Raw genomic sequence first — 26,547 nt, 5'->3', positions numbered from 1 at the left:
ACCGCAACGCATACCAAGACCGCGACATGACGACCCACAATCGACGCCAGTTCCTCAAGCTCGCCGGCAGCAGCGCCGCCGCCACCGCCGCGCTGGCCGCCTTCCCGCCCGCCATCCGCCGCGCGCTGGCCATTCCCGCCCACAACGCCACCGGTTCCATCCGCGACGTGCAGCACGTCGTGATCCTGATGCAGGAGAACCGCTCCTTCGACAACTACTTCGGCACCCTCAAGGGCGTGCGCGGCTTCGGCGACCGCTTCCCGATCCCGACCGCCGGGGGCCTGAACGTCTGGCGCCAGCGCTATACGGTGGCCAGCCCCGCGCGCGAGGTGTGGCCCTATCATCTGGACAGCACCGCGGGCAATGCACAGCGCGTCGCCGGCACGCCGCACAGCTACCCTGACGGGCAGGCCGCCTGGGATCTGGGCCGCATGAGCCGCTGGCCCGATTCCAAGCAGACGCAGTCGATGGGCTATTTCAAGCAGGCCGAAGTCGACTTCCAGTTCGCGCTCGCCAACGCCTTCACGCTGTGCGACGCCTACCACTGCTCCTTCCACGGCGGCACCAATCCCAACCGCCTGTACCACTGGACCGGCACCAACGATCCGGCGGGCACCATGGGCGGGCCGGTGATCGACAACAGCGGCGATTCGATGGGCGCCTCCACCAGCGGCTATCGCTGGACCACATACCCGGAACGCCTGCAGGCCGCGGGCGTGTCGTGGAAGGTCTACCAGAACATGCCGGACAACTTCACCGACAACCCGCTGGCGGGCTTCGTGCAGTACCGCAAGGCCAACGAGGCGCGCGGCAACGGTCCCAACGGCAGCCCCTATCCGCCCTACACGCCGGCCGACGAGGCCATCGATCCGCTGTTCAAGGGCATTGGCAACACCATGCCGGACAGCGGCTTCCTGCAGGCGCTGCGCGACGACATCGCGGCCGGCACGCTGCCGCAGGTGTCGTGGATCGTGGCCCCGGCCACCTACTCGGAGCATCCCGGGCCGTCCAGCCCCGTGCAGGGCGCGTGGTACACGCAGGAAGTGCTCAACGCGCTGACGGCCAATCCCGATGTGTGGAGCAAGACGGTGCTCTTCATCAACTTCGACGAGAACGACGGCTACTTCGACCACGTGCCGCCGCCCTGCGCGCCGGCCTATGACGGTGCCACGCTGGCCGGCGGCTCCACGGTCGAGACCACCGGCGAATACCACACCGACCGCAATCCCTACGGGCCCGGCCCGCGCGTGCCGATGTACGTGGTATCGCCCTGGAGCCGCGGCGGCTGGGTCAATTCGCAGGTGTCGGACCACACCTCGGTGCTGCGCTTTCTCGAGGCGCGCTTCGGCGTCGTCGAAACCAATATCAGCCCCTACCGCCGCGCGGTATGCGGCGACCTGACCTCGGCCTTCAACTTCGTCAATCCGAACGGCGAAACGCTGCCGAGCCTGCCGGCCCGCACCAAGACGCAGGCGGATGCCGCACGCACCGCGCAGGAAGCGCTGCCGCAGGTGCCACTGCCCGCGGCAGCTGCCCAGCGCGCCGCGGCCGCGCGGCAGGAGCCCGGCGTGCGCCCGTCGCGGGCGCTGCCCTACGAACTGCACGTGAGCGCGCGCGAGAACGCCGACGCGAAGCAGAACGTGGCGCCGGGCAAGGTCACGCTGATCCTGCGCAATACCGGCAAGGCGGCCGCGGTGTTCCACGTCTACGACCGCCTGCATCTGGACCGCGTGCCGCGACGCTACGCCGTGGAGGCCGGCAAGGAGCTGTTCGGCGTATGGGACACCGCCGCCGACGCGGGCGCCTACGATCTGTGGGTGCTCGGGCCCAACGGCTTTCACCGCGCGTTCCAGGGCAATGTCGAAGCCTCCCATGCCGCGGGCGCCAGCAGCCCCGAGGTGCGCGTGTGCTACGACCCGGAGCGCGGCGCCATCGTGCTGACCATGATGAACCTGGGCAGCGCGCCGTGCCGCTTCACCGTCCAGGCCAATGCCTATCGCGACGGCGAACGCCGCGAGTTCGATATTCCGCCCGGCATGCAGCTGGACCAGACCTGGCCCATCGCACGGCACGGCCACTGGTACGACTTCACCGCCAGCGTGGCGCAGGGCGGCTTCGCCCGGCGCTTCGCGGGCCGGATGGAAACCGGCGCCGATGGCGTCTCGGACCCTGCCATCGCCGCGTCGGTGGCCGGCGAGACGGTGATCGAGTAGGCGGCCAGCACGCAAACGCGTGACCGGGGCCAGGCAGCGCGGGTTCCGGTCCCGTCAATCCCTTGTCACAATGCGGTCGTAGACTGCAGGGTCGTCTATTCCCATCCAAAGCGCATCCATGCTTGGCGACCTGCTGACGACCTTTTTCGAAGTGGCACGCCAGGGCAGCATCACCGGCGCGGCCAAGCAGCTGCGGGTAAGCCAGCCCACCGTGACCGGCCGCATCCGGCAACTGGAAGAAATGTACGGCGTGGAGCTGTTCCACCGGCGCGCGGGCCGCATCGACCTGAGCGACGTAGGCGTGGCGCTGATGCCGGTGGCCGAGCAACTGATGCAGCAGGAAAGCAGCGCCGACTACCTGCTGCGCAACGCCGGCGAACTGCGCGTGGGGCGGCTGCGCATCGGCGCGACGGGGCCGTACTACATCCTGCCCAGCGTCGCCGCCTTCCGCCGCCGCCATCCCTCCATCGCGCTGAGCATCGACATCGGCAATTCGCAGCAGATGCTCGATGCCCTGCTCGAATACCGCATCGACGCGGCCGTGTCGTCGCACCATATCGGCGACGAGCGGCTGGCGCGCGTCACGCTGGCCACCGACACGATGGTGCTGGTGGTCGATCCCGCCCATCCGTTCGCGCGTCGCGCCGGGATCGCGCTGGCCGACCTGAGCGCCTGCCACCTGCTGTTGCGCGAGCACGGCTCGATGACGCGCAAGGTCACCGAGGACGCGATGCGCGAGGCCGGCGTGCGCATGCCCGGCACCACCGTGATCGGCAGCCGCGAGGCCATCCACGAGGCCATCCGCCAGGGGCTGGGCGCGAGCGTGGTGCCGCTGGGCGAAGTGCCGCGCGATCCCGCGCTGCGCGTGGTGCCCTTCCGGCACGGCGCGCCGGTGCTGCACGAATACCTGTACTGCCTCGAAGGCCGCCGCCACACGCGCCTGCTGGGCGCCTTCCTCGACTGCCTCGTGCCGCGCGCGCTGGCCGGCGAAGCCCCCGCCGAGGCCGCCGCCTGACAATGGCGAGGCTTGCCACCGGCACGTTCGCCGAGTTCGACCTGCTGCGCTCCATCCTCGAGGCCGGGCGCGACCGCTTCGAGATCAGCGTGCCGTGCGAGGCCACGGCCGGCGGCCATCGCTTTCCGGTCTACCTGGCCAGCATCGGCTCGGCCAATCCGCTGGCACCGGCGATCGGCCTGTTCGGCGGCATCCACGGGCTGGAGCGCATCGGCACGCAGCTGCTGCTGGACTATATGCGCGCGCTGCTCAAGCGGCTGGAGTGGGACGAGCTGCTGCATCTGCAATTGCAGTCGGTGCGCCTGCTGTTCATGCCCATCGTCAACCCTGGCGGCATGTGGGCCGGCCAGCGCGCGAATCCCAACGGCGTGGACCTGATGCGCAATGCCCCCCAGGATGCGGTGGGCCGCGTGCCGTTTCTTGCCGGCGGTCAGCGCGTGGGTGCGTGGCTGCCGTGGTATCGCGGCGAGCCGGGCGCGCCGATGGAGGTCGAGAGCACGGCGCTGCTGCGCGTGGCCGAGGACCACCTGCTGAGCCGGCCGCTGAGCTTCGCGGTGGACTGCCACAGCGGCTACGGCTGGCGCGACAGCATCTGGTTTCCCTATGCGCGCACCCGCGCCGCGATGCCGCATCTGCCGGAGATGTACGTGCTCAAGACCATGTTCGAGCAGGCGCATCCGCACCACGGCTATGCGTTCGAGCCGCAGAGCCACCAATACCTGCTGCACGGCGACCTGTGGGACTACGCCTACGACCGCACGCCTTCGCCGCATATCTTCCTGCCGATGACGCTCGAACTGGGCTCGTGGCTGTGGATACGCAAGAATCCGCGCCAGCTGTTCTCGCGCGATGGCTTCTTCAATCCCATCAAGGCGCACCGCACCGCGCGCGTGCTCAGGCGGCACGTCAATCTGTTCGATTTCCTGGCGCGCGCCGCCTTTGCACCCGAGCGCTGGCTGCCGGCGGGCGAGGCGCGGCAGAAACTGTGGCTTGCGGCCAGCGAACACTGGCAGACTGGGCCGGGCGGATGAGCGGCTGGATCCTGCTGCGCGGCCTCACGCGCGAGGCGCGCCACTGGGCCGAACTGCCCGCGATGCTGCGCGAGCACGGCGTGGTGCGGGCGCAAGAACGCATCGCGCTGATCGATCTGCCCGGCAATGGCCGCCACGCCGCCACTGCCGCGCCGGCCACGGTGGCGGGCATGCTGGCATCCGTGCGGGCCGAAGCGCGCGCGACGGGCATCTCCACGCCCTGCCGCGTGCTGGCCATGTCCCTGGGGGGCATGGTCGCCACCGCATGGGCGCAGCAATATCCCGCGGAAATCGAACGGCTGGTGCTGGTCAATACCAGCATGCGGCCCTTCAGCACCGCCGCGCAGCGCCTGCGCGCCGACACGTGGCCCGATCTGCTGCGGCTGGCGCGCGACTGGCACGATGCGCAGCGCTGCGAAGCCCGCATTCACCGGCTGACGTGCCGCCGGATCGATCGCGCCGATGCCGACATCGCGGCATGGACGGCCATCCGCGCCAGCGCGCCGGTCTCGCGGGCCAATGCGCTACGGCAGCTGTTCGCGGCCGCGCGCTATCGCGCCCACGCCGGCCCGCCCGCCTGTGCGACGCTGGTCCTGTCCTCCGCCGCCGACGCGCTGGTCGATCCGGCGTGCTCGCGCACGCTGGCGCGCGCCTGGGACACCGAGCACCGCGAACATCCCTGGGCCGGCCACGACCTGCCGCACGACGACCCGGCGTGGCTCGCCGCCACGGTGGCGCGCTGGTGCGCCGCACTGGACCGCAAGAACTAGCGCTGCGAGGTGGCCAGGCGTACCGCCAGTCCGAGAAACACCGCGCCGGCAAACCAGTTCAACGCGCGCTGCGCGCGCGGCGAGCGCAGCAGCAGCGTGCCGAACAGCCCCGAGCCGAGCGCGATGGCGCCGAACACCAGCAGCGTGGCGACGATGAAGAGCAGCCCCAGCACGCCGATCTGCAGCGCGATCTGCCCGCGCTGCGGCGCGACGAACTGCGGCAGGAAAGCGAGAAAGAAGATGACGACCTTGGGGTTGGTCAGGTTCATCACCACGCCGCGCACATACATGCGCCAGCCCCCGGCCGGCTCCGTGCCGCTCGAGGCCGCGGTGCCTGCGGGCGCGCGGAACGCCTGCCAGGCCAGCCACGCCAGGTAGAGCGCGCCGCAGATCTTCAGCACCACGAAGGCGGTGGCCGAGGCGGCGAACAGCGTCGCCAGGCCAAGCGCGACGGCCGCGGTGTGCACCAGCAAACCCGTGCACAGGCCCAGCACCACCACCATCCCCGCGCGCGGGCCGCGCATGGCCGATTGCAGCAGCACGAACACGTTGTCCGGCCCGGGCGTCAGGCCCAGCAGCAGCGAAATACCGAAGAAGGCGATCAGCGTGTCGATGGGTGGCATGGGCGGGCGTCGGCAGTGCGAAGGAAGGAAGGGGACCGGGGCGGACAGTGGCCGGACGGCAGGCCGTTACGAATCGACCGTGAACGGCGCCGAGCCGGCTGCCAGGCGGGAATGCTGGCCGCCCATCACGAAGCGGTCGCGGCCGCCGCGTTTGGCGGCGTACATGGCGGCATCGGCCATCGCCACGAGCGGCTCGAACATCGGCGTGGCGGGCGTCTCGCAGATCGCCCCGACACTGGCCGTCACGAAGGGATGGCCGGGAGACGCGCCGGCATGCGCCAGCGCCAGATCGCGCACGGCGCGCACCACGCGCAAGCCGGCGGCCCGCGTGTGCGCGGGCGTGGCCGAGGGCAGCACGATGGCGAACTCCTCCCCGCCCACGCGGGCCGCGAACTCGTGGGGACCCTGCACCGTTTCCGCGATGGCGGTAGCCACGCGGCGCAGGCATTCGTCCCCCAGCACGTGGCCGTAGATGTCGTTGAACTGCTTGAAGTAGTCGATATCGACCAGCACCAGCCCGATGCGCATCTGGCGCTCGAACGCCTCGTTGACCAGGGCCGCGGTCTCGCGCTGGAAGAAGCGCCGGTTCAGCAGGCCCGTCAGCGGATCGCGATACAGGTCGCCTTCGATGCGGGTCAGCTTCTCTGCCGTCTCGTTCAGCCGCACCGCGAGACTGGAGTTCTCCTGCACCAGCGCGCGCTCGCGCGTGCGGTAGCCGCTGACGTCGCGCAGGAAGACCAGTTGCCCGATCGGCTTGGCGTCGAGATTGCGCACGGGCTCCACCGTCAGCTCGTAGTGCGCGCCTTCGGCCACCGCGGGAGTGGCGCCGAGCCACCCGTCGGGGGCGCGCTGGCCGCGCGCGATCTCCGGCAGCAGCCGGCGCGCGGCCGGGTTGGCGTCCACGATGAGCCCGTCGGCACCCACGATCACGCAGCCCTCGCGCAGCGCGTCGAACACGCGCAGCCGGGCATAGTGGCCGACGTCGTCCAGGTGCGGGCGCAGCGCGCAGAACCAGACCAGCACGGCCATCGCCGAAAACGTGGCCGGCGTCAGGTCGCCGCCCAGCGCGGCCGTCCAGCCCCGCAGGTAGGCCAGTTGCGCGCACAACGGCAGCAACAGGCCGGCGCCGAGCAGGCGGCGCGCGTTCGCGGTCAGATAGGGATTGCGCGCCGTCAGCAGGAAGGGCACGCTGGCCAGCAGCAGCAGGTAGCAGTAGGCAAAGGCGACCCAGTAGGCGGGGCCGTGGCGGAACACCGCCCGCAGCCCGCCCGGGCCGATGCCGCTGTCTACCAGTTGCACGCTGCGCCAGATCAGGCCATGCGATTCATTGGTGAAGACCAGCGCCAGCGTGGTCACGGTGAAGGCCAGCGCCAGGCTGGTCCACCAGCGCGCGATGGCCCATTGCGGGCGCGCGAGCCGCACCATCGCCAGCAGCCAGCCCAGCGGGACCACCATGATGCCGAGGTACTGGAGCTTGGCCCACAGGATGCGGGACGGCAGATCGGCGGCGTTGACCTCCATGACCCGCCCCGCGCACCACATGCCCGCGCCCGTGGCGAGCAGCAGGAAGGCCGCGATGGTGGGATCGTCGCGGCGCGGCCAGGCGGCCATAGCCACGGCAAGGCAGGCAAAGGCGGCGCCGGCCAGGCAGATGATCAGGTAGGAAGAAGCCATTGGCCCGGATTGCAGCACGCTTTAGAGGTTGCGGCAACCGTTGGCTGGGAGGGGATGCGGCGGCCTGGCGGCCGCTCGCACGGCCTTGCCGCCTGGGGCCGGTTGTCTCTTGCCCGCCGCTACCCGCGGCGCGAGAGACGGCCCGGCATGGGCTGGCTATCGCCTAGCGGGACACCGCGGCCATCAGCGTGGCGCACGCCGCATCGAGGCGCTCCGGTCCCTGGAACAGGCGCGCGGCCACCACGCCGCTTTGCAGCGCACCGAAGATCGTCTTGGCGAAGACGTCGGCATCGACCGGCAGTTGGCATACGCCCTCGGCCTTGGCCTGTTCGAGCAGCGTGGTCAGCCACCCCTCGTGATACCGGTAGAAATCCTTGAGCACCGCGTGGATCGACTCGGGCAGGCAGGCCGTCTCGGTCGCCAGCATATTGCACAGGCAGATCTGGTCGGAGCCGAAGCCCACGTGCCAGGCCTTCAGATAGGCCCGCGCCCGCTCCGCGGCCGGCCAGCTCTCGTCGATGCCGCGCATCTCCTCGGCAATACGGGCGCTGTACTGCTTCACCGCTTCCAGCGCCAGATCTTCCTTGGTCGGGAAGTAATAGTGGATGCTGGAGGTCTTGACCCCTACCAGGGCGGCGAGATCGCGGTAGCTGAAGCCGTTGAAGCCCCGTCGCCGGATCAGCACCAGCGTGTGTTCGATCAGTTGATCGCGTACGGATTGCGTTTTCATGGCGCTACTGTATCTACCGTCAGATAGATTATCAATTATGGGTTTACCTGCATGCGGGCAAGAAAAAGCCGCCGGGCCGGGCAGCCGCGGCGGCCGTGTGCGTCATGCGGGCAAGGCCTGTGCGACCGTGGTGAGGAGAAAGCCACTACCCACACAGAGCAGGACCCAACCCGACACGACCAGCAGACTGTCGCGAAGACTCATGATGCGCTCCCAGGAAGCCGGCGGGCTCCTTGGTGCCCGACAGGCATGGATGGTGATGGAGGCGGCGCTTTGCCACGCCGGCCTGCGGTAATCGCTCAGGCGCGTGCGCCCTCGCTGTAGACGTCGAAGCTGCCGTTGCGGGCGCCGTCCGCGTACGGGTCCACCGTGCGGCCCGGCTCGGACGAGACGCCGCGGCGATCCAGCCCGGCGATACGAGCGCCGTCGGTGAACGGATCGACGTTGCGTGCGCCGTCGGTGTACGGGTCCACCGTGCGGCCGCCGTTCGTGTAGGGATCGACCGTGTGGAAGCTGTCGGTGTACGGATCGGTCTTGCCCACCCGGGCGACTACCGCTCCAGCCGGCTGCACCGCCGCGCCGCGCGCGCCGTCCGTGTACGGGTCGACCTTGCGGGCACCGTCCACGAACGGGTTGCGCTCACGGGTAGCGCTGCGGGCGCCGTCGGTGAACGGATTGCGGTCGTGGACGCCGCCGCGCGCGCCTTCGGTAAAGGTGTCCAGCGCACCGCTGCGGAATTCGTAGCCGTACCGGTCGCCCGCGACACCCGCGGCGAGCGCCTGGCCGGAGGCGAAGGCCGCGGCGAGAACGGCGGCGGAAACCAGGGTCTTGGCGATATTGGCTTGCATGACTTGCTCCTTCGTGGCTTTCGGGTCCGGAGCCGGGTCAGGCCAGCCGTACGGACGGGAAACGGGTGGTTTCGCGGGCCGCGGTTATCTACTACTAGATAGATATACCGCTCTAAAAAAAGGCCACGCGGGCTTGGGTATTGCGGGGATACGCTGCGGCCGTCTCGTTGGAGGAATGCTGCAGCGATGCCATGGATGTCACTTTATCTATCGGTAGGTAGATAGTCAAGGAAAATTTCGCACCGGCTTGCATGTTGTCTTGGCAAACCCGGCTGGTGCACCGCCCTCGCCCCCCCGATATCCGAAACAGTCCCCGTTGCCGCGGCGCCGGTTCGCGCGCACACTGGCTGCCGCCCGGCCGTCGCAGCCGGCCTCGCGACCGTCCATCGGACCTATCCAGTACACACACGGGAGAACTGGCATGACGGAAACCGGACTCGCCACGGACGACACCCCACTGCTGCCCGCCAACGACATTCCGGCGGATGCCCCGTTCACCCCGCTCGAGACGCGCGACCACCAGCGCCACCCGCGCCTGACCCGCGCCGAGGTCGAACGCCTGTACCGCTTCGGCACGGTCCAGCGCTGGGATGCCGGCCAGGCTCTTTTCACCATGGGACAGCGCGGGCTGGGCATGTATGTGCTGCTGCGCGGCCGCGTGCAGGTGCAGCAGCAGGACGGCATGGGCCAGCCCCATCTGCTCAGCGTGCAGTCGCCCGGCCAGTTTCTCGCCGAGGTCGGCCAACTGTCCGGGGAACCGGCGCTGCTGGACGGCATCGCGCTGGACCCCGTGGAGGCGCTGGTCATTCCCCCGGATCGGCTGCGCGCCCTGCTCGTGGCCGAGGCCGAGCTCGGCGAGCGCATCATGCGTGCGCTGATCCTGCGCCGGGTCGGACTGATCGAACTGGGCAAGGGCCTGACCCTGCTCGGTCACGGCAACGAGCCGCGGCTGCTGGCATTGCAGGGCTTCTTGCGGCGCAACGGCTATCCGCATCGGGTGATCGATGCCAAGACCGATTGCGACGCCATCTCGACGATCGAATCGCTAGCCGCCAGCCCCGCCGACCTGCCGCTGGTGCTGTGCCCCGGTGGCGCGGTATTGCGCGCACCGGATCCCGGCACGCTGGCTACGCATCTGGGTCTGCTGCCCGACTTCGACCCGGAGCATGTCTACGACGTGGTGGTGGTCGGCGGGGGACCCGCCGGCTTGGCCACCGCGGTATATGCGGCCTCCGAGGGCCTGTCGGTGGCCGTCATCGATTGCCTGGCCCCGGGCGGACAGGCCGGGGCAAGCGCACGCATCGAAAACTATCTGGGTTTTCCCACCGGCATCTCGGGCCAGGCGCTCGCGGGCCGCGCCTTCGTGCAGGCAGTCAAGTTCGGCGCCCATCTGGCCATTCCGCTGCGCGCGAAGGCGCTGCACTGCGGCGATCATCCGTCGCGCATCGAACTGGAAGATGGCCGCTTCGTGTCCGCGCGCACCGTCGTCATTGCCAGCGGCGCGGCCTATCGCCGGCCCGGCATCGAGGCGCTGGACAAGTACGAGGGACGGGGCATCTACTACTGGGCGTCGCCCGTCGAAGCCAAGCTGTGCCACGGCGAGGAAGTCATCCTCGTGGGCGGCGGCAATTCGGCCGGGCAGGCCGCGGTCTATCTGGCCGCGCATGCGGCGCGCGTGCATATGATGGTGCGCGCGTCCGGCCTTGAGGCCAGCATGTCGCGCTATCTGATCGACCGCATCGCCGCGCAGCCCAATATCTCGCTCTATACCGGCACGCGCATCGAGGCGCTCGAAGGCGAGGAGCGGCTGGAGTCGGTACGCTGCCACAGCGAAACGCCCGGCCACGTGCCAGCCTCGCTGCCGGTGCGCCACGTATTCCTGTTTATTGGCGCCGATCCCAATACGGAGTGGCTCAGGACCTGCAATGTGCGGGTCGATGCGAAGGGATTCGTGCTGACGGGAGAGACCACGGGCGAAGCGGGAAGTACGCCGCAATATCCGCTGGAAACCAGCGTGCCGGGCGTGTTCGCGATTGGCGATGTCCGATCGGGATCGACCAAGCGCGTGGCCGCGGCGGTGGGCGAAGGCGCGGCGGTCGTGGCGCAGATCCACAGTTTTCTGGCCGAACGGGCGAAGCCGCAGCCGCGGGCGGCGTGAAAACGCGCGGTGCGATGCGCGCCGCCAGCCAATCTACCCCGGCCGTGGCGCGGTGACAACGATGGTTGTGGGTTCGGTGCGACGTCAGACGTACGCCGATGCCTGGGCGAAATATTCTTACCTATATTGCTCCGAAAGGGACGAACCTAGATCCACGAAGCCGACGACAGTACGGGAGGAATCACCATGTTTGGCAATCTGATAAGCGCGCCCACGCCGGAAAGAATCGCTGCCAGGGAGGTGCAGAACATGCGCCTGGCCTTGTACCAGGCGGAGCGGCGGTTGCTGGAAGCACAGATGCAGGTCGATTATTACCGCGGTCTCGTTGGCTTTCTCGAAGACGTCGCCACGACGGGCGTCGAGAACGTGGTGGACAAGCGGCGCGAAGCCTCGCACCACGCGGTCCCCGCCATCGAGGAGAACCACTCCCCGCAGCCGAGCCAGCCGGCCCCGCGCGTCGCGCCGGGTCTGACCACCGTCCCCATCGTGCCATCGGCCGCCTGAGCGGGGCCATCGCCGGTCTGTGCGATACTGCGCGCGGCCTGCGGCGGGCGGCTGGCAACGCCCCCGCCCGCCCGCGCGCCATCCGTTTTCCATCGGCACGTACCGGACCGCCATGACCCAGCTTCTGCCCGCCCTCGAAGTCGAAACCGCACCGAATCCGCAATTCACCGTCATCTGGCTGCACGGCCTGGGCGCAGACGGCAACGACTTCGTGCCCGTCGTGCCCGAGCTTGGCCTGCCGGACAACATGGCGGTGCGCTTTCTCTTTCCCCATGCGCCAATGATCCCGGTCACCTGCAACGGTGGCTACATCATGCGCGCCTGGTACGACATCGAAACGCTGGACGACGCGCGGCGCCATGCCGACGAGGCAGGCGTGCGGGCGACGTGCGAGGACATCCGCGCGCTGATCGCCAGCGAGAACGCGCGCGGCATCGCCACCGAGCGCATCGTGCTGGCCGGCTTCTCGCAGGGCGGCGCCATCGCCTACACCGCGGGGCTGACGCATCCGCAGACGCTGGGCGGCATCATCGCGCTGTCCACCTACCTGCCGCTGCCGGCGATGGTCGAGGCGGAGATCAGCGAGGCCAATCGCGCGACGCCGGTCTTTGCGGCGCACGGCACCCAGGACGACGTAGTCCCGCCGCAGCTGGGCATGCTCGCACGCGACACGCTGCTCCGGCTGCAATGCCCCGTGACATGGCACAGCTATCCGATGCCGCATTCGGTCTGCCTGGAGGAGATAGCGGACATCGGGGCCTGGCTCACGGAGCGCCTGCGCGCGATCGGCGCGTAAGCCCTTCCCTCAACGCTTTTCCTCCGGACTCGCCACGCCGTCCCGCGACGGCCCCGCGCGTCCTTCGCGTTTTTCCCGCATTGCCATCGATGAACAAACCCGTCGTTCCCATCCTCAATTTCGACACGCGCAAGGCGCTGGTCTTCGCGCTTGCCGCCGAGCGCCTGTCCGCCTTCTACGAGCACGGCCAGTGGATCACCGACGCCCAGGGCGCCACGCTCGCGGCGCAATGGCTGCAGCGCTCGAAGCTGCAACTGGCGCTGTCCGAGCGGCGCCTGCTGTCGGAGCTGAGCGACCAGCTCGCGCGCCAGCTCGCCGATACGCTGTCGCGCGAGGCCGGGCTGTATGCCGCCCATGAAATGATGGAAGCGCTCGATCCGAACTATCAGTCGGCGTTCGCGCACGACATGCTGGACGAGTGCGCCCGGCTGCTGCACGAGCACGGCGTCACCGACTAACGGGCGCGCCCGCGCCGCCGGCGCGACTGTCGCTACGACACGCGCTCGCGCAGCGCCTCGTAGGCCGTGGCGAGATGGTAAGGCGTGGTCGATGGCATTTCGGCGCGCAGCACCGACCCATCCGCGGCGAGGCACTCCATCCATCCCCGCGCGTGCAGGAAACGACGGGGAAACTGCACCAGCCACAGCCCCAGCGCCTCGCGCGCCGCGGCATCGTCGCGCAACGCCAGCGCGCGGGCGTATTCGGTCTGCGCCCAGATCCGCTGCGTGCCGTCCTTGACCGAGGTCCGATCCCCGTGCAAGTCCAGCGCGGCATGGACGCCCTGCGTCTGCGCGGCAACGCCGTGGCGGCACGCGAACGCGTAGGCACGATCGAGCGAGGCAACGAGCGGCGAGTCGCCGAACAGCGGGCGCCCCATCGATACCAGCGAATACCACTCGAACTGATGGCCCGGCTCGATGCGGTTGTCCGCGCTGCCCAGCGGCAGCTCGGCAATGCAGCCGGTGGCGGTATCGACAAAGGTGCGCAGCATCGCGTCGGCCAGCCGCGCGAGCCGCGTGGCGTAGGCATCGTCGCCGGTGGCCGCGTGCGCGGCCAGGTAGGCTTCGGTCAGATGCATCATCGGGTTCTGCAGCACCGTGTCGTCGCCGGCGCGCAGATCCGCCGCGAGGCTCGCGCGGTAGAGGCCGCCCGCGCCATCGGCGACGGCGAAGCGGTCTTCGATCAGGTCGACGGTCTCCCGCATCACCCCCAGCGCGGCCGCGTTGCCTGACTGGCGGAAATACGCGGCGCAGGCGAACACCACGAAGGCGTGGGTGTAGAGGTCCTTGCTGTCGTCCAGCGGCGCGCCCGTTGCATCCACGCTGTAGTACCAGCCCCCGCGCGGGTCGGCGAAGACGCGGCGCAGCGAGTCGAACAGCACCTCCGCGTGGGCCGCGTCCCGCGCATCGCGCGAGAACACATACAACTGCCGCGCGCAGGCCATGGCCCGATAGCGCGACACTGGCAGCGGCTTGCCGTCCGCGGCGGACAGCGCCTCGTAGGGCAGGCGCATCGCCGCGTGCCAGCCGGCGCCCGTCCACAGCGGCAGGACGCTGGTGTCGTAATGCTGGATCAGGGCGGAGACGAGGGAAGCGGAGGTCGGAGTAGCGGACATGCGGCGAAGAGGATGACGGCCTGCGCCCATGCGGGCAAGCGCCGAAGATACTGGAAATGCCTTCGATGCGGAAGCCCGTCCGGGCGGCGGCCCGTCCATTGCGGCTTGCCGGTCCACGCGCGCGCACGTTTTCGGGGCACAGGAGTATCCGGGTCGACTCCGCCCGTACCCTGGCGCGACGCTGCCGTCATGTGGTCCCGCGCCGGGGGTAATTAGCCCTGGCATGCCGTAACGCAAGTGCTAGCATGAATAAGTTGCCTGGGAGCTCGCCATGTCCACCACGCCGCTTACCCTGTCGGACCAGCATCGCACCGTGGTGCTCCATGTGATCGAACTGGCGCCGGCCCACTACACCTGGCAACTGGTGCTGGAGGAACACTGCGGCAGCGCCGATTGCGACTGCACCATCGACGGCCAGGCGAGCTACCCGAGCCGCATCCAGGCCGAAGCGGCCGCATGGGCCGCCGGCAACCTCCTGCTCCATGGCCCTCGCACCGCCGGGGAGTGCGGCGGCCGGGCCTGAAGGGACCGAACCGCATCCCGCGCGATTCGCCGCCACGGCCCCGACCGTGGCCGCGGGCCCGTCCCCCAACAATCCGTACCCAGCGACTCTTTCCACTTCGGCAATGGAGACGGCCATGGAAATGCCGACCGGCGACAAGCCCATCCCGCAAAAGCCCGTTATCTCACCGCTGCATTTCGTCGAGATGGTCAATGCGCGGCTGCGCACCCATCCGCTGTATCGGGACGGCATGGAGGTCTACGCGATTCCCCGCCATGCGCAGCAGCCGCGCAGCATGGTATGCGCGGGACCGCCGGGTGCGATCGGCGTGTGCAACACCATCGTACGCATCGTTCGCGGCGAGTACGACGTGGTGCCGGACATCGACGAGGAATGGCATCGCAGGACGCCGGATCTGCCGGCGTCGCCGCTGCGCGAGCGCGCTCGGGCCTTTGGCCCGACCAAGACGCTCAGGCAGCCCGAGCCCGCAACGCGCCCTTCACGCGCCCCCTGACGACAGGGCGCGCGCGTCTTGCCGCGTCGTTCAATAGCGCCAGCGCACGTTGATATTGCCGGCGTTGGCGCGGTTGCCTCCGCCGAACTGGCCCGAATAGCCGACGCCGACCGCCACCGCCTCGCTCACGCGCGCGCTCACGCCCAGCTCGACCAGCGCCGCATCGCGTGCGATCGGCGCGCCGGCCACCGTAAATGACTGGCTGCCCTGGAAGGCCAGCGTGGTACCGGGCGTGACGTCGCCGAACGCATGGCGCCAGCCGAGCGCGCCGCTGACATCGAGGTCCAGCGTGCCCAGCGTCAGCCCGGTTCTCGCACGCAGCCCGAGCGACGTAGTGGTCAGCGTGTCGCGGCGCGACTGGCCGGAGAGTGCGGCGTCGCCGCCCTGCTCGCTGAAGCCACGCGTGCGCTGGTCGCTCCAGGCTACGCCCGCGAACGGCTCGAGCGCCGCGCGCGCGCCGGTTTGCAGCGTGTACCCCACCTCGGTGAACAACTGCGTGTTGCCGGCACTGTAGTCCGCGGTCAGCGTCTGATTCAGCGACGCGACGCCGATATGCCGGCGCGTTTCGATATCGTGCCAGGTGTAGGCGCCGCCCAGCATCACGCTCAGCTTGCCCACGCCCGCGTCGTAGCTGCGGCCGCCATACAGCGCCGCGTTGTAGCTGCGAACGTCCGCCGTGGAACCCAGCCCGTCGGCGCGCACGCGGCCGTCGGTATAGCCCAGCAATGCGCCCAGGCGCCAGCCGCTGTTGCCCACCTCGTGGTCGGCACCGACGAACAGGCCGCCGGTGTTCTGGCGCACGGTGGCGGCCTCGCCGCTGCCCAGGCGCTCCCAGTTGCCGACGACCTGCGCCCACGCCGGCATGGCTGCCGAGCGCGGCAGCATCGCCGCGCTATAGGACGGGGCATCGCTCATGACCGTCTGCGCAAGCGGCGCCTGCGCGGTCGGCACGCCGGGCAGCAGACCGGCCGACAGATTGGCGCGCAAACGGCTCAACGGCAGGGTGCGCACCGCGGCGCTGGCGCCTTGCAGCGCCGAGGACGCGCTCGCATGCGCTTCGCCGGACAGGGCGTTGAACGCGGCCGCCGGCGCGCCGTCCGGCAGCGTCAGCACGGCCTGGTACAGGCCGCTGGTCCGCGGCAGCGTTTCCAGCGCGTTGGCCACGGCGCGCTGGTTCGCGGTGGTGGCGAGGTCTGCGAAGCGGATCGGCGAGCCGCCTTCGCTGCGGCGCTCCAGCGTCATGCCGACCGCGTTGGGGTCGCTGTAGTCCAGCGCCGCCGTCAGGTACGCATAGTCGGACGACACCTGCGTGAAACGGCCTTCCACGGCCGCCGCGCGCAGGATCGTATAGCGCATCAGCGGCGAGAACTGGCCGTCGGGGCCGACGTGCACCACCGAGCCGCCGCCCAGGCGCGCGATGCCCCCCACGTCCACCAGATCGCTGCTGCCGTCCGGCGCCGCCTCGACGCGATAGGACGAGCCGGCCTCGAACGTCAGGTCGCCCTTCACGGCGAGCGTGCCGACGCCATTGCCCGGTGCGAGCGTGCCGCCCGCGCCGATCACGGCGCTGCCCACCGAGCCCGAGCCCGACAGCGTGGCGCCCCGCTGCACGGCCACGTTGCCGCCGAGCGCGCCCTGCCCCTGCGTGCCTACGACGAGCGTGCCGGCCGATACCGTAGTGTTGCCGGCGAAGGCGCTGCTGTCGCCGCCGAGCGTGAGCGCGCCCGCGCCCGTCTTGTGCAGCGTGCCGGTGCCGGACACCACGCCGCCATATCCGGCATCGGTGCTCTCGTCCAGCACCAGGGTGCCGCTGCCCCCGATGGTGGTATTGCCGCTGTAGCGGCCCGCGCTGGCGACGAGGCGGCCACCGTCGATCGTCCAGTCCAGCGCACTGGCGCCATCGAGCCGCAGCGCGCCGGCGCCGGTCTTGAGCATGGCGCCACGGGTGCCGTCGAGCGCGGTGATATTGCCGCCGAAGCTGGCGTCGCTGTCCTGCTCGAAGAGCACCGTGCCCGCATTGGCGATGTCGCCGCGCAGCGACGCGGCGTTGCCCGCGAGCGTGCCGGCGTACACGCGCGTGGCCGCGTAGTCGTTCGCGCCGCTCAGGCGCAGCGTGCCCGCGCCGCGCTTGTCCAGCGTGCCGCCCGCCACGTTGCCCGACAGCGCGAGCGTGGTGCCGCCGGCCACCTCGAAGGCGCCTTCGCCGTCCAGCGTGATGCCGCGCGCGGTGGCGATATCCGCGGTCGTCGCGAGCGTACCGCCGCCCAGCGTGACGCCGGTGCCGGCGAGCCCGAGATTGTGGTCGGCCGAGATCTGCAGCGTGCCGCCCAGAACACGGGTGCCGCGCTGGTAGCTGTTGACCCCGCCGAGCACCAGCGTGCCGCGGTCCTGCTTGACGAGCGCGGTATCGCCAGTCAGCTCGGCGGCGATGGTGGCCCGCATGGACGCGCCCGCCGCGGAGCCATCTCCCACGCGCACTACCGATTCGCCGCCCGCGCCGGCCAGCGCGATCGCGTCGCCTTCGAGGCGATAGCCGTCCACCGCGAACTGCATGCCGGTGGCGGATACCGCGCCCGCGCTGTTGTCGACTGCGACCGTGCCGCCATTGCCCTGGAAAATGGCGAAGCCCGGCGAGGGCCGTGCCGCGCCGTTGAAGCGGCCTGCGCTGTCGGTCCAGGCATTGCCGCCCGCGCTCCAGGTGCCAGCACCGCCGTCGATGGTGCCGTTGTTGTAGCCCGCCGTGTCGCCGCCGTCCCAGAACTGCAGCGTGGCGCTGCCGATATTGATCAGGTTGACCTGCTTGGCGCCCGTCAGAAACTGAACCACGAAGTCGGACGCATTCCAGCCCGAGGGGAAAGTCCCGAACCCGAGGTTGCTGATGGTAAGGCTGCCGCCGTAGTTCATCAGGCGATAGACGCCGGTGCTCAGCCCCCCGGCATCGCTGAAAGACAGCGTGCCGCCGATCGCCAGGTTGCCGCGCACATCGACCAGCGGCGTCGCGCTAGGCGTACCGAGCGCGGCCTGGAAAGCGGACCCGGCTTGCAGGTCGAGGTTGCCGTCGACGGTCAGCGTGCCGTTCAGGCTGCTGGCCGCCAGCGTGCCGCCCGCCGCGACGGTGGTGCTGCCCACCGTGCCGGAACCCGTCAGCGTGCCACCGCTCAGTATGTCGGTGCGTCCGCCCGAAGGGCTGCCCAGTTTGCCGTCGACCCGCAGGGTGCCGGCGGTGACGCGGCTGGTGCCGGAGAAGCTGCTGCTGTCGCGCGTCAGCGTCAGCGTGCCCGCACCGGTCTTTTCGAACACGCCCACACCACCCACCACGCCGGTATAGGTGCCGTTGGTCGGCTGCTGCAGCCGGAACGTCGCGAAGGCCGTGGTGGTGCTGATGTTGTTGGTGAAGTTCTGCGCGGTGCTGGCCAGCGTTCCATCCGTGATGACCCAGGCCAGCGAATTGGTGCCTGTCAGCGTCAGCGTGCCGGCGCCGCTCTTGCGCATGAGGCCCTGGCCTGCGCTCGAGAACAGGTTGCCGCTGTAGGAGGCGTCGGTGTCCTGGCGGAATTCGACGAACGCGCCGCGCTGGTCGATGTTGCCCTGCAAGGACGCCGCGTCACCGAGCACGCTTCCGCCGAGGACCACGAGGTCGCCGAACGCATTGGCGCCAGTGAGCTCCAGCGTGCCATTGCCTGCTTTTGTCAGCGTGCCCGTGCCGGAGACCACGCCGGTGAGCGAAAGCGGCGCGGCCTGGCTGACGTCGATGGTGCCGCCGCCCGACTCGAGCATGACGTTGCGCGCCGTCGACGTCATGCCATCGCCAGTGACGCGCAGCGTGCCGCCATTGAAGGTCAGGCCGCCCGCCGCGGCGCCCAGGGAGGCATCGGAAGAGACCGACAGCACGCCTTCTTCCAGGCGCCACGGCGTCAGCTCGGCGGTGGTGCCCGTGAGCCCCCATGTGCCGGTGCCGGTCTTCGCGAACTGCTGGAAGCCTCGGTATTGCCTGGTGGCGCCAATGCCGGAGACGTTGAACGAGCCGGCCGCCGTCCCGCCCAGGATCAGCCTGCCCGCCGCCGCGGTATTGACCACGTTGCCGACGATCATCGAGCCGCCATGCAGCGTGAGCTCGGCGGCGATGCCTGACAGACGCACGGCGTCCTGCCGCACATTGGCGCTATCGAGGCCGCCGCCAATGTAGCCCTCATTGATCAGTTGCACGGCGCCGGTGCCGCCGTTCATCACGACGCCCGCGCCAGCCACCGCGCCGCCGGCGCCCCCGATGATGGTGCCGCTGTTGAGCAGCATGCCGGAAGACATGGAGACACCGTCGCCGCCGGCGCCCGACATCATTCCATCCGCCGTACCGCCGCTGCCGCCGGCAATGGTGCCTTGATTCGCGACATATCCCGCGCCGATGCGGATCCCGTCGCCGCCCCGGCCAGCGGTGCCAGGCATCCCACCCGAGCCACCGTGGCCCGCGGCGCCACCGGTCCCGCCAACGACGAGCCCGTAGTTGAAGATCCGGGTGTAGGACGCCGACCAGATGCCATTGCCGCCATGGCCGCCGGCCCCCCCGTAGCCACCGCCATTCACGAGCGACATGCCGCCGGCGCCGCCCTCTCCGCCTTGCAGCCTGCCGTAGTTTGTCAGGTAGACGTCGGTCAGCCCGACGCCATCGCCCCCACCACCGCCGCCCCCGGTGCCATACCCCGTGTCACCCGCCTGTACGGCAGCGCTGGCACCACCGTCACCACCCCTGCCCCCCGTCATCGCGCCGCTCGTCTCGGCTGTCAGTGGCGGGCCCGCGGTCGTCTCCAGCTGCAGTCCCGCGCCGCCGCCGCCGCCGCCCTGGGCACGGCCATCGACCGCGGCGGCGGCGGACAGGCCCGCGCCGCCGGCGAAGCCGGTCAGGGTCCCCACTACCGGGCCGCCGGTCGTGAGAAAGCCGCCGCTGCCGCCGCCGGCACCACCCGTATCGCCCACGCCGCCGGCGTCGATCGGCCCGCCGTTGGAGCCCTGGCCCGTGACGAACCAGCTGCCGCCTCCGCCGTACGCGCCATCGCCCGTCGCGGCGCCGCCGCTGGAGTAGGCATGGGCGGCCTGCGGCAGCGACATGGCCAGCGCCACGGCGACGGCGATCTGGTGCGGACGCGGGGACGTGGCGCGGTGCGTCGAGGCATGGCGCGGAGGGGTACGGTGGTGTCGGGACATGGTGGGCGGCTCGGTCGATCCTGCCGTCGATGCAAGGCGATGCGAGGCACATGTCGTCCGAGAAGGACGCACGGCGGGCAGGAAAAAGTGGCGAGCAGGTCTTATAGCGCGCGCCGCGCGATTCTCGCAACCTCGGCCACGGCGACACGCGCGCCACCCCACACCGACTTAGGAGGGGTTGACGGCCGCCCACCCCGCGCCCGCGCTGACCCGCCGGCAAACGCCAGCCCGCGCTACCGCCGGCGCGGTAGTCGCAAAGGATTAGCGCCGCCTCGCCCGTAGGACACAGGCCGATGCCGCCCGGCGCTCGCGGCGCCTAGACTGGCTCGACGCTACCCAGCAAGGAACCGCAACGTGAAAGCTTCCCCTGCCACCACCGCGCTGGCCACCCTGGCCGCGCTCGGCGCCGGCATCGGTGCCTATGCCATGTTCAACGCGCACGCCCGCGCGCCCGTCGGCAACCCCAACGTGCCGCAGCCCGCCAAGCCGGTCGAACTCGAACGCTACCTGGGACGCTGGTACGAACTGGCCCGCTACGACAATCGCTTCGAGCGCGGCTGCGATGCCGTGACGGCCGACTACGCGCTGCGCGACGATGGCCTGATCGAGGTGATCAACACCTGCGGCCGCGACGAGGACGGCAAGCCGCGCGCCTCGCACGGCAAGGCCAAGGTGGTCGACGAGGCGGGCAAGGCCAAGTTGAAGGTGTCGTTTTTCGGGCCGTTCTACGTGGGCGACTACTGGGTGCTCGACCACGCCGACGACTACAGCTGGTCGATCGTCGGCGAGCCCTCGGGCAAGTACCTGTGGATCCTGCATCGCAGTCCCCGGCCCGACGTGGCGACCTGGGACATGCTGACCAGCCGCGTGCACGAACTGGGCTACGACCTCAGCCTTCTCAGGCCGACCCAGCACGAACCCGCGGCCGAGCGACAACCGCAGCCCGCCTGACGCGCGAGCCGGCGCTCGCGCCTTGCGTCACACGATGTCGGGATAGTGGGCGCCCTCGCGCCCCATCTGCTGGAGCACCGCATAGGACGCGATGCGCGGCGCGTCGAAGCGGCGCACCAGGACGTCGGCCAGCAGATGCGTATAGGCGGGATCGCGATGCAGGCGCCCGAGCCGGTCGCGCAGGGCCGCGACGCGCTCCGCCGGCTGCGCGGCCGAGGCGACCAGCAGCGGCATCGGCGTCCACGGCGTGGTCGCGATGGTGCGCACCCCCTCCAGCCGCTGCGGCGCATGGCGGCGCAACAAGTCCAGGTAATAGCCATCGAGCGCCGTCACGTCGATCCGCCGCTCGCGCAGCGCGTCCAGCGCGCGCGCCGGCGTATCGAGCGGTCCGACGGACATGTCGTACAGCCGCTGCCCCGCGGCGGCATGGCCCGCCAGCAGCGTGCGCGCCGCGTGATAGCCGGACTGCGAGTGGCGCGCCATCCAGCCGAAGCGCGCGCCGAACGTCTCCGGCAACGTCAGCCAGCCGCTGTCCTCGCGCACCAGCAACTCGCTCAGGTAGCGCGGCTGGTCGCCGTAGCGCGGCGGCGATGGCACCGGCACCGCCAAGGGAACCACGTCGGCCGCGCCTTCGACGAACGGCAGCCCGCACATGAAGCCGCACACGAGGTCGGTGCGCTGCCACAGCGCCACCAGCGACGCCGGCCAGGCGTGCGGCACGACCTCCACCGCCAGGTCCAGCTCGGCGAAGACACGCCGGAACAGCGCCGCCCACGCGCGGGCGACGTCGTCCGTGGCGTTGTACATGCGGAACGACGCGATGCCGACGCGGGCCTGCGTGGCCATGCCGGTCTCTCTCACGCGAAGCGCAGCGACTGGCCGATGCCCAGCGCGCGCGCCTTCTCCAGCATGGCGTGGCCCAGCGCAATATCGGTGGTGGACAATCCCCGATGCCAGAACAGGATGGTCTCCTCGTCGTTCTCGCGGCCGGGCTTCATGCCCGCCACGATCTGGCCCAGCTCGGCGTGCAGGTTCTCCTCGTTGAGCCGGCCCGAATCGACATGCTGGCGCAGCGCGCCGAACGGCAGGCCCTTGCGGCATTGGCCCCAGTCGTCCACCACCATCTTGGCCATGATGTCGGTCAGCGACAGCTCGACCGCGCTCATCGTGCCGTAGGGAATCACCAGCGCGCCGGGCCGGATCCATGCGGTCCTGAGCATGGGCTCGGGCTGCGGCAGGCGCGAGGCCTCCACCACGATATCGGCGCCCCTGACGCACGACTCCCAGTCCTCGGTCACGATCACCGGCTTGCCGAGGTCGCGCGTGAGCCGCGCCGCGAAGGCATCGCGGCTCTCGGGGCGACGCGAATGCACGCGGATCTCGTCGAAGTCGAACAGCGAATCGAGCAGCCGCACATTCCAGTAGGAGGTGCCGCGCGCGCCGATATGGCCGAGCACCTTGCTGTCCTTGCGCGCCAGATGTTTGGCTCCGAGCGCGGTCACCGCGCCGGTGCGCATGTCGGTGATCGCGGTGGCGTCGATCACGGCCAGCGGCGTGCCGTTGTCGGGATCGAACAGGTTCAGCAGCGCCATTTCGGACGGCAGGCCCTGCTTGTAGTTGTCGACGTAGTCCGACACCACCTTGACCCCGGCCACGTGCAGCGGCTTGATGTAGCCGCGCAGCACGTTGAAGTGGCCCTTGTCCGAGGATTCGGGCACCAGGTGCACGCGGGGCTCGATCACCGTTTCGCGGCGGCCCTGCGCGGCGAGCGCGGCCTCCACCGCCGCGAGGATTTCCGCGTCGGTCAGCGCCAGTTCGGCCACGTCGGGGCCGTTGAGGTAGGTCAGGTGGATCTCGTGGCCCTTGGCTTGCGCAGTCTGCATCGATGTCTCCAGATATTGCCCCGGGACGAATGTGCCCGGATGGTAGTTCGCTCGTCCGCCTACTGCAGCGGCGGAATATTGGCGCGGTGGACGATGGCCCGCCACTTCAGCGTCTCGGCGGCGATGGTGCTGCCGAACGCCTGCGGGCTGTTGCCCACGGGCTCCAGGCCGAGACCGGCGAGCTTGTCGCGCACGTCGGGCTCGCGCAGCACCTGCGCGACCTCCGCCTGCCATTTGCGCACGACTGCTTCCGGCGTGCCCTTCGGGGCCACCAGGCCGTACCAGGAGGTCACGTCGAAGCCGGGATAGCCGGACTCCGCAACGGTCGGCACGTTGGGCAACTGCGGCAGGCGCCTGGGCCCCGCTATCGCCAGCGGCACCAGCTTGCCAGCCTGCACATGCGGCAGCACCACCGAGATGCCGCCGAACATCATCTGCACCTGGCCGGCCAGCACGTCCTTCAATGCCGGCGCCATGCCGTTGTAGGGCACGTGCACGGAGCGGATGCCGGCTTCCAGGTTGAACAGCTCTCCGGCCAGATGGGCGCCGCTGCCATTGCCCGGCGACGAGAAATTGAGCTTGCCGGGATTGGCCTTCGCATACGACACCAGCTCCTTGAGCGAGCGCGCCGGCACCTCGGGATGGACCACCAGCACATTTGGCGACGAGGCCAGCATCGTCACGGGCGCCAGATCGCGGACGTCGAACGACAGCTTCGGAAAGAGGATGGGATTGACGGTGAGGTTGCCCGCCGGCGCGAGGCCGAGCGTGTAGCCGTCGGGCGCGGCGCGCGCGACCATCTCCATGCCGATGTTGCCGGCCGCGCCGGGCTTGTTGTCCACCACCACGGGCTGGCCCCATTTCTCCGCCAGCTTCGCGCCCACCAGCCGCGGCAGGACGTCGGCCACGCCGCCCGCGGCGAACGGCACGATGATGCGCACCGCGCGGCTCGGGTAGGCGCCCGGCGTGGTCGGCTGCGAAGCGCCCTGCGCGGACGCCGCCCCGCTGGCGGCAAGGCATGGCAACGCTGCCAGCACGGACAATGCAACACTACGCAGGGATCGCTTCACGGGTTCCTCCGGCTTGGAATGGGATGACATCACAACGAAAGGCGCCTGGGGCAGACATGCCGCTTTGCCCGGCCGAGTTCCTTGTATAGACTGATCCTAAACAGCAATACGCTTTCTGTATAGACAACTTTCCGGCTATCGAAAAGCGGATTTCGCATAAGGCGCGATTCCGCACGACGATGGTGCCGCCTTCGCGGCGGTGCGACCGCGTGCGGTGCGGGTTTCCCCGAATCCGGGCGATGTGGGCGGGATGCACCATGCCGGGGTCGCCCCGGCGCAACGCAGGCTACGACAACGACAACGACAAAGGAGAACGCCACGATGACCCGTGCGCGTACAGCGGCCAGTACGGCCGCAACCGAACCGCCGGCCGCCGCCTCTCCAGTGCCCACGCCCGCGTTCCAGCGCATCAAGGACCATGTGCTCGCGCAGATCGGCGAGGGCGCGTGGACCGAAGGCGACGCCATTCCGCCGGAGATGCGGCTGGCCGAGCAGTTCGGCGTCTCGCGCATGACGGTCAACCGCGCGCTCAACGAGCTGGAGGCCGAAGGCGTGCTGACCCGCCGCAAGGGCGCGGGCACCTATGTCGCGCCGCAGAAGTACCAGGCCACGCTGGTGGAAATCCGCAGCATCGCGGACGAGATCCGGCTGCGCGGACACCGCCATCGCAGTGCGCTGTACCGGCTGGAGCGCCAGCGCGCCACCAAGGCCCTGGCGGCGCAGTTCGGCCTTGCCCCGCGCAGCATGCTGTTCCACTCGCTGATCCTGCACTACGAGAACGACACGCCGATCCAGGTCGAAGACCGCTGGGTGAATCCGGCACTGGTGCCGGCCTATCTGGACCTCGATTTCGGCGCGGTCACGCCGAACGAGCACCTGATGAAGGTGGCTCCGCTGCAGCGGGTCGAATACCAGATCGAAGCCCGGCTGCCCACCGCGGAAGTGGCCGGCATGCTGGCCATCGCGCCGGACGAGCCGGCGCTGGTGCTGCGCCGCCGCACCTTCTCGCGGGACGCGGTGGCCTCGCTGGCGGTGTTGTGGCATCCGGGAGGACGCTATCAGTTCGCCGGCACGCTGGGCCAGCCGCTGCGCTAGCGAGGCACATGCGCGGCGCATGCGCGGCGCAGGCGCCGGGCCGTTTGCGCCAAGCGATTGAGCATTTCTGCCATTTACACGGGTACGGCCGCGGCACTACCGTGGCACCGATCGCCGCCGCCCCCGCGTGCGGCCCGGCAACCCATGTAGCGCATCGCAGGAGCCCACCATGCCGCACGCCGTGATCGTCGACGCCATCCGTTCCCCCGTTGGCCGCGGCAAACCCGGCGGCGCGCTGGCGGACGTGCATCCCGCCGAACTGCTGGCCCAGTTGCTGACCGCGCTGGTCGAGCGCAATCGGCTGGACCCCGGCATGGTCGACGACGTCATCACCGGCTGCGTCAGCCAGGTGGGCGAACAGGCGGGAACACCGGGCCGCGTGGCGTGGCTGGCGGCCGGGTATCCCGAGCATGTTCCCTCCACCACCATCGACCGCAAATGCGGTTCCAGCCAGCAGGCCGTGCACTTCGCCGCGCAGGGCGTGATGGCGGGCGCCTACGACATCGTGATCGCCTGCGGTGTGGAATCGATGAGCCGCGTGCCGATGGGCTCCTCGCGCATCGGCCAGGACCCGTTCGGGCCGCTGATGACGGCGCGCTACGCGCCCGGGCTGGTCTCGCAGGGCGTCTCCGCGGATCTGGTGGCGGCGCGCTGGGGCCTGTCGCGCACGGCGCTGGACCGCTACGCCGCGCAATCGCACCGCCGCGCGCACGCGGCGCGCGAGGCCGGCGCATTCGACCGCGAGATCGTGCCGATCCGCACGCCCGCCGGGGCCGTCGCGCGCGACGAGACCATCCGCCCGGACACCTCGGAGGAAGGGCTCGCGGCCCTGAGGCCGGTATTCCAGGACGAACGCCTGTCCCAGCGCTTTCCCCAGATCCGCTGGCAGACCACCGCCGGCAATTCTTCGCAGATCAGCGATGGCGCCGCCGCCCTGCTGATCGTCAGCGAGCGCATGGCGACCCGCCTGGGCTTGCGGCCGCGCGCGCGCTTCGTGGCGTTCGACGTGTGCGGCGACAGCCCGCTGGAGATGCTGACGGCGCCCATCCCGGCATCGCGCCGCGCGCTGCAAAAGGCCGAGCTGCGCGTGGGGGACATCGACCATTTCGAGATTAACGAGGCGTTCGCCTCGGTGCCGCTCGCCTGGCGGGAGGAGCTCGGCGCGGACATGGCGAGGCTCAATCCGCGCGGCGGCGCGATCGCGTTGGGCCACCCGCTGGGCGCCTCGGGCGCGCGGCTGATGACCACCATGCTGCATGCGCTGGAGGACAGCGGCGGCCGCTACGGCCTGCAGTCGATGTGCGAGGCGGGCGGCATGGCAAACGCCACCATCATCGAGCGCCTGTAGCACGGCAC

At 70.1% G+C, this 26,547-nt stretch carries 22 protein-coding genes; 13 read left to right on the top strand and 9 right to left on the bottom strand.

The features are described 5' to 3' along the window. Positions 1 to 26: 26 nt before the first annotated feature. The 4 genes from LDO27_RS00330 to LDO27_RS00315 all read left to right on the top strand — a co-directional run bounded on the left by LDO27_RS00330 (position 27) and on the right by LDO27_RS00315 (position 5,029). On the top strand, positions 27 to 2,213 hold the full coding sequence (locus LDO27_RS00330; RefSeq protein WP_224038947.1) for a phosphocholine-specific phospholipase C: 2,187 nt from the start codon (positions 27 to 29) through the stop codon (positions 2,211 to 2,213). Between the two features lie 118 nt (positions 2,214 to 2,331). Next, positions 2,332 to 3,228, top strand: coding sequence for a LysR substrate-binding domain-containing protein (locus LDO27_RS00325; RefSeq protein ID WP_224038946.1), 897 nt, complete (start codon positions 2,332 to 2,334; stop codon positions 3,226 to 3,228). Positions 3,229 to 3,230: 2 nt separating this feature from the next. Further along, complete coding sequence (locus LDO27_RS00320) at positions 3,231 to 4,259, top strand: M14 family zinc carboxypeptidase (protein ID WP_224038945.1); 1,029 nt, start codon at positions 3,231 to 3,233, stop codon at positions 4,257 to 4,259. After that, on the top strand, positions 4,256 to 5,029 hold the full coding sequence (locus tag LDO27_RS00315; RefSeq protein WP_224038943.1) for an alpha/beta fold hydrolase: 774 nt from the start codon (positions 4,256 to 4,258) through the stop codon (positions 5,027 to 5,029). The genes LDO27_RS00320 and LDO27_RS00315 overlap by 4 nt, the downstream gene beginning before the upstream one ends. Here LDO27_RS00315 and LDO27_RS00310 read toward each other — a convergent pair. The 4 genes from LDO27_RS00310 to LDO27_RS00295 form a co-directional block, all read right to left on the bottom strand. Beyond that, the gene (locus LDO27_RS00310; protein WP_222209261.1) at positions 5,026 to 5,652 is read right to left on the bottom strand and encodes a LysE family translocator; all 627 of its coding nucleotides are present in this window, start codon (positions 5,650 to 5,652) and stop codon (positions 5,026 to 5,028) included. The genes LDO27_RS00315 and LDO27_RS00310 overlap by 4 nt on opposite strands. 66 nt (positions 5,653 to 5,718) lie before the next feature. Further along, positions 5,719 to 7,326: a histidine kinase N-terminal 7TM domain-containing protein gene (locus LDO27_RS00305; RefSeq protein WP_224038941.1), complete on the bottom strand. Its 1,608-nt coding sequence runs from the start codon at positions 7,324 to 7,326 to the stop codon at positions 5,719 to 5,721. Between the two features lie 163 nt (positions 7,327 to 7,489). Continuing rightward, positions 7,490 to 8,056 (bottom strand): TetR/AcrR family transcriptional regulator, encoded by a 567-nt coding sequence (locus tag LDO27_RS00300; protein ID WP_224038939.1) that lies wholly within the window; start codon positions 8,054 to 8,056, stop codon positions 7,490 to 7,492. Between the two features lie 299 nt (positions 8,057 to 8,355). Beyond that, entirely contained in the window at positions 8,356 to 8,904 is a 549-nt protein-coding gene (locus LDO27_RS00295; RefSeq protein ID WP_224038937.1) for a copper resistance protein CopQ, read from the bottom strand. 421 nt (positions 8,905 to 9,325) lie between these two features. On the opposite strand from LDO27_RS00295, the gene LDO27_RS00290 reads away from it, so the two are divergent. The 4 genes from LDO27_RS00290 to LDO27_RS00275 all read left to right on the top strand — a co-directional run bounded on the left by LDO27_RS00290 (position 9,326) and on the right by LDO27_RS00275 (position 12,820). Further along, positions 9,326 to 11,062 carry an FAD-dependent oxidoreductase gene (locus LDO27_RS00290; protein WP_224038935.1) on the top strand — a complete coding sequence of 579 codons (1,737 nt, stop codon included), beginning with the start codon at positions 9,326 to 9,328 and terminating at the stop codon, positions 11,060 to 11,062. Positions 11,063 to 11,242: 180 nt separating this feature from the next. Next, positions 11,243 to 11,566, top strand: a complete 324-nt coding sequence (locus LDO27_RS00285) for a hypothetical protein (RefSeq protein WP_377747435.1) — start codon at positions 11,243 to 11,245, stop codon at positions 11,564 to 11,566. 112 nt (positions 11,567 to 11,678) lie between these two features. After that, positions 11,679 to 12,362 carry an alpha/beta hydrolase gene (locus LDO27_RS00280; protein WP_224038932.1) on the top strand — a complete coding sequence of 228 codons (684 nt, stop codon included), beginning with the start codon at positions 11,679 to 11,681 and terminating at the stop codon, positions 12,360 to 12,362. An 89-nt stretch (positions 12,363 to 12,451) separates the two neighbouring features. Beyond that, entirely contained in the window at positions 12,452 to 12,820 is a 369-nt protein-coding gene (locus LDO27_RS00275) for a hypothetical protein (RefSeq protein ID WP_222209276.1), read from the top strand. A 32-nt stretch (positions 12,821 to 12,852) separates the two neighbouring features. On the opposite strand, the gene LDO27_RS00270 is transcribed toward LDO27_RS00275, so the two are convergent. Then, the gene (locus LDO27_RS00270; RefSeq protein ID WP_224038930.1) at positions 12,853 to 13,977 is read right to left on the bottom strand and encodes an AGE family epimerase/isomerase; all 1,125 of its coding nucleotides are present in this window, start codon (positions 13,975 to 13,977) and stop codon (positions 12,853 to 12,855) included. A gap of 271 nt (positions 13,978 to 14,248) precedes the next feature. Between LDO27_RS00270 and LDO27_RS00265 the strand changes: the two genes are divergently transcribed. Both LDO27_RS00265 and LDO27_RS00260 read left to right on the top strand, forming a co-directional pair. Further along, positions 14,249 to 14,500: a hypothetical protein gene (locus LDO27_RS00265; RefSeq protein ID WP_224038928.1), complete on the top strand. Its 252-nt coding sequence runs from the start codon at positions 14,249 to 14,251 to the stop codon at positions 14,498 to 14,500. Between the two features lie 115 nt (positions 14,501 to 14,615). Continuing rightward, positions 14,616 to 14,993, top strand: a complete 378-nt coding sequence (locus tag LDO27_RS00260; RefSeq protein ID WP_224038926.1) for a hypothetical protein — start codon at positions 14,616 to 14,618, stop codon at positions 14,991 to 14,993. A 30-nt stretch (positions 14,994 to 15,023) separates the two neighbouring features. Here LDO27_RS00260 and LDO27_RS00255 read toward each other — a convergent pair whose 3' ends face one another. Further along, positions 15,024 to 20,192, bottom strand: a complete 5,169-nt coding sequence (locus tag LDO27_RS00255) for an autotransporter domain-containing protein (RefSeq protein ID WP_290368784.1) — start codon at positions 20,190 to 20,192, stop codon at positions 15,024 to 15,026. Between the two features lie 426 nt (positions 20,193 to 20,618). Here LDO27_RS00255 and LDO27_RS00250 point away from each other — a divergent pair, with 426 nt between their 5' ends. Further along, positions 20,619 to 21,143, top strand: a complete 525-nt coding sequence (locus LDO27_RS00250; protein WP_224040740.1) for a lipocalin family protein — start codon at positions 20,619 to 20,621, stop codon at positions 21,141 to 21,143. A 27-nt stretch (positions 21,144 to 21,170) separates the two neighbouring features. On the opposite strand, the gene LDO27_RS00245 is transcribed toward LDO27_RS00250, so the two are convergent. The 3 genes from LDO27_RS00245 to LDO27_RS00235 are packed head-to-tail and all read right to left on the bottom strand — an operon-like array spanning position 21,171 to position 24,096. Further along, positions 21,171 to 21,989: a phosphate/phosphite/phosphonate ABC transporter substrate-binding protein gene (locus LDO27_RS00245; RefSeq protein WP_224038925.1), complete on the bottom strand. Its 819-nt coding sequence runs from the start codon at positions 21,987 to 21,989 to the stop codon at positions 21,171 to 21,173. 11 nt (positions 21,990 to 22,000) lie between these two features. Next, complete coding sequence (locus tag LDO27_RS00240; RefSeq protein ID WP_224038924.1) at positions 22,001 to 23,026, bottom strand: ornithine cyclodeaminase family protein; 1,026 nt, start codon at positions 23,024 to 23,026, stop codon at positions 22,001 to 22,003. Positions 23,027 to 23,085: 59 nt separating this feature from the next. Beyond that, positions 23,086 to 24,096 (bottom strand): Bug family tripartite tricarboxylate transporter substrate binding protein, encoded by a 1,011-nt coding sequence (locus tag LDO27_RS00235; RefSeq protein ID WP_224038923.1) that lies wholly within the window; start codon positions 24,094 to 24,096, stop codon positions 23,086 to 23,088. A 321-nt stretch (positions 24,097 to 24,417) separates the two neighbouring features. Here LDO27_RS00235 and hutC point away from each other — a divergent pair, with 321 nt between their 5' ends. Together hutC and LDO27_RS00225 are read left to right on the top strand one after the other, a co-directional pair. Further along, a complete protein-coding gene (gene hutC, locus LDO27_RS00230; RefSeq protein ID WP_222209290.1) occupies positions 24,418 to 25,191 on the top strand; it encodes a histidine utilization repressor in 774 nt (257 codons plus the stop codon). A 169-nt stretch (positions 25,192 to 25,360) separates the two neighbouring features. Then, positions 25,361 to 26,539: a thiolase family protein gene (locus tag LDO27_RS00225; RefSeq protein WP_222209292.1), complete on the top strand. Its 1,179-nt coding sequence runs from the start codon at positions 25,361 to 25,363 to the stop codon at positions 26,537 to 26,539. Positions 26,540 to 26,547 lie beyond the last annotated feature (8 nt).

The organism is Cupriavidus respiraculi, assembly GCF_914271545.1.
GTDB classification, from domain to species: Bacteria; Pseudomonadota; Gammaproteobacteria; order Burkholderiales; family Burkholderiaceae; genus Cupriavidus; species Cupriavidus respiraculi.
This window is presented reverse-complemented; position numbering and strand designations above follow the sequence as displayed.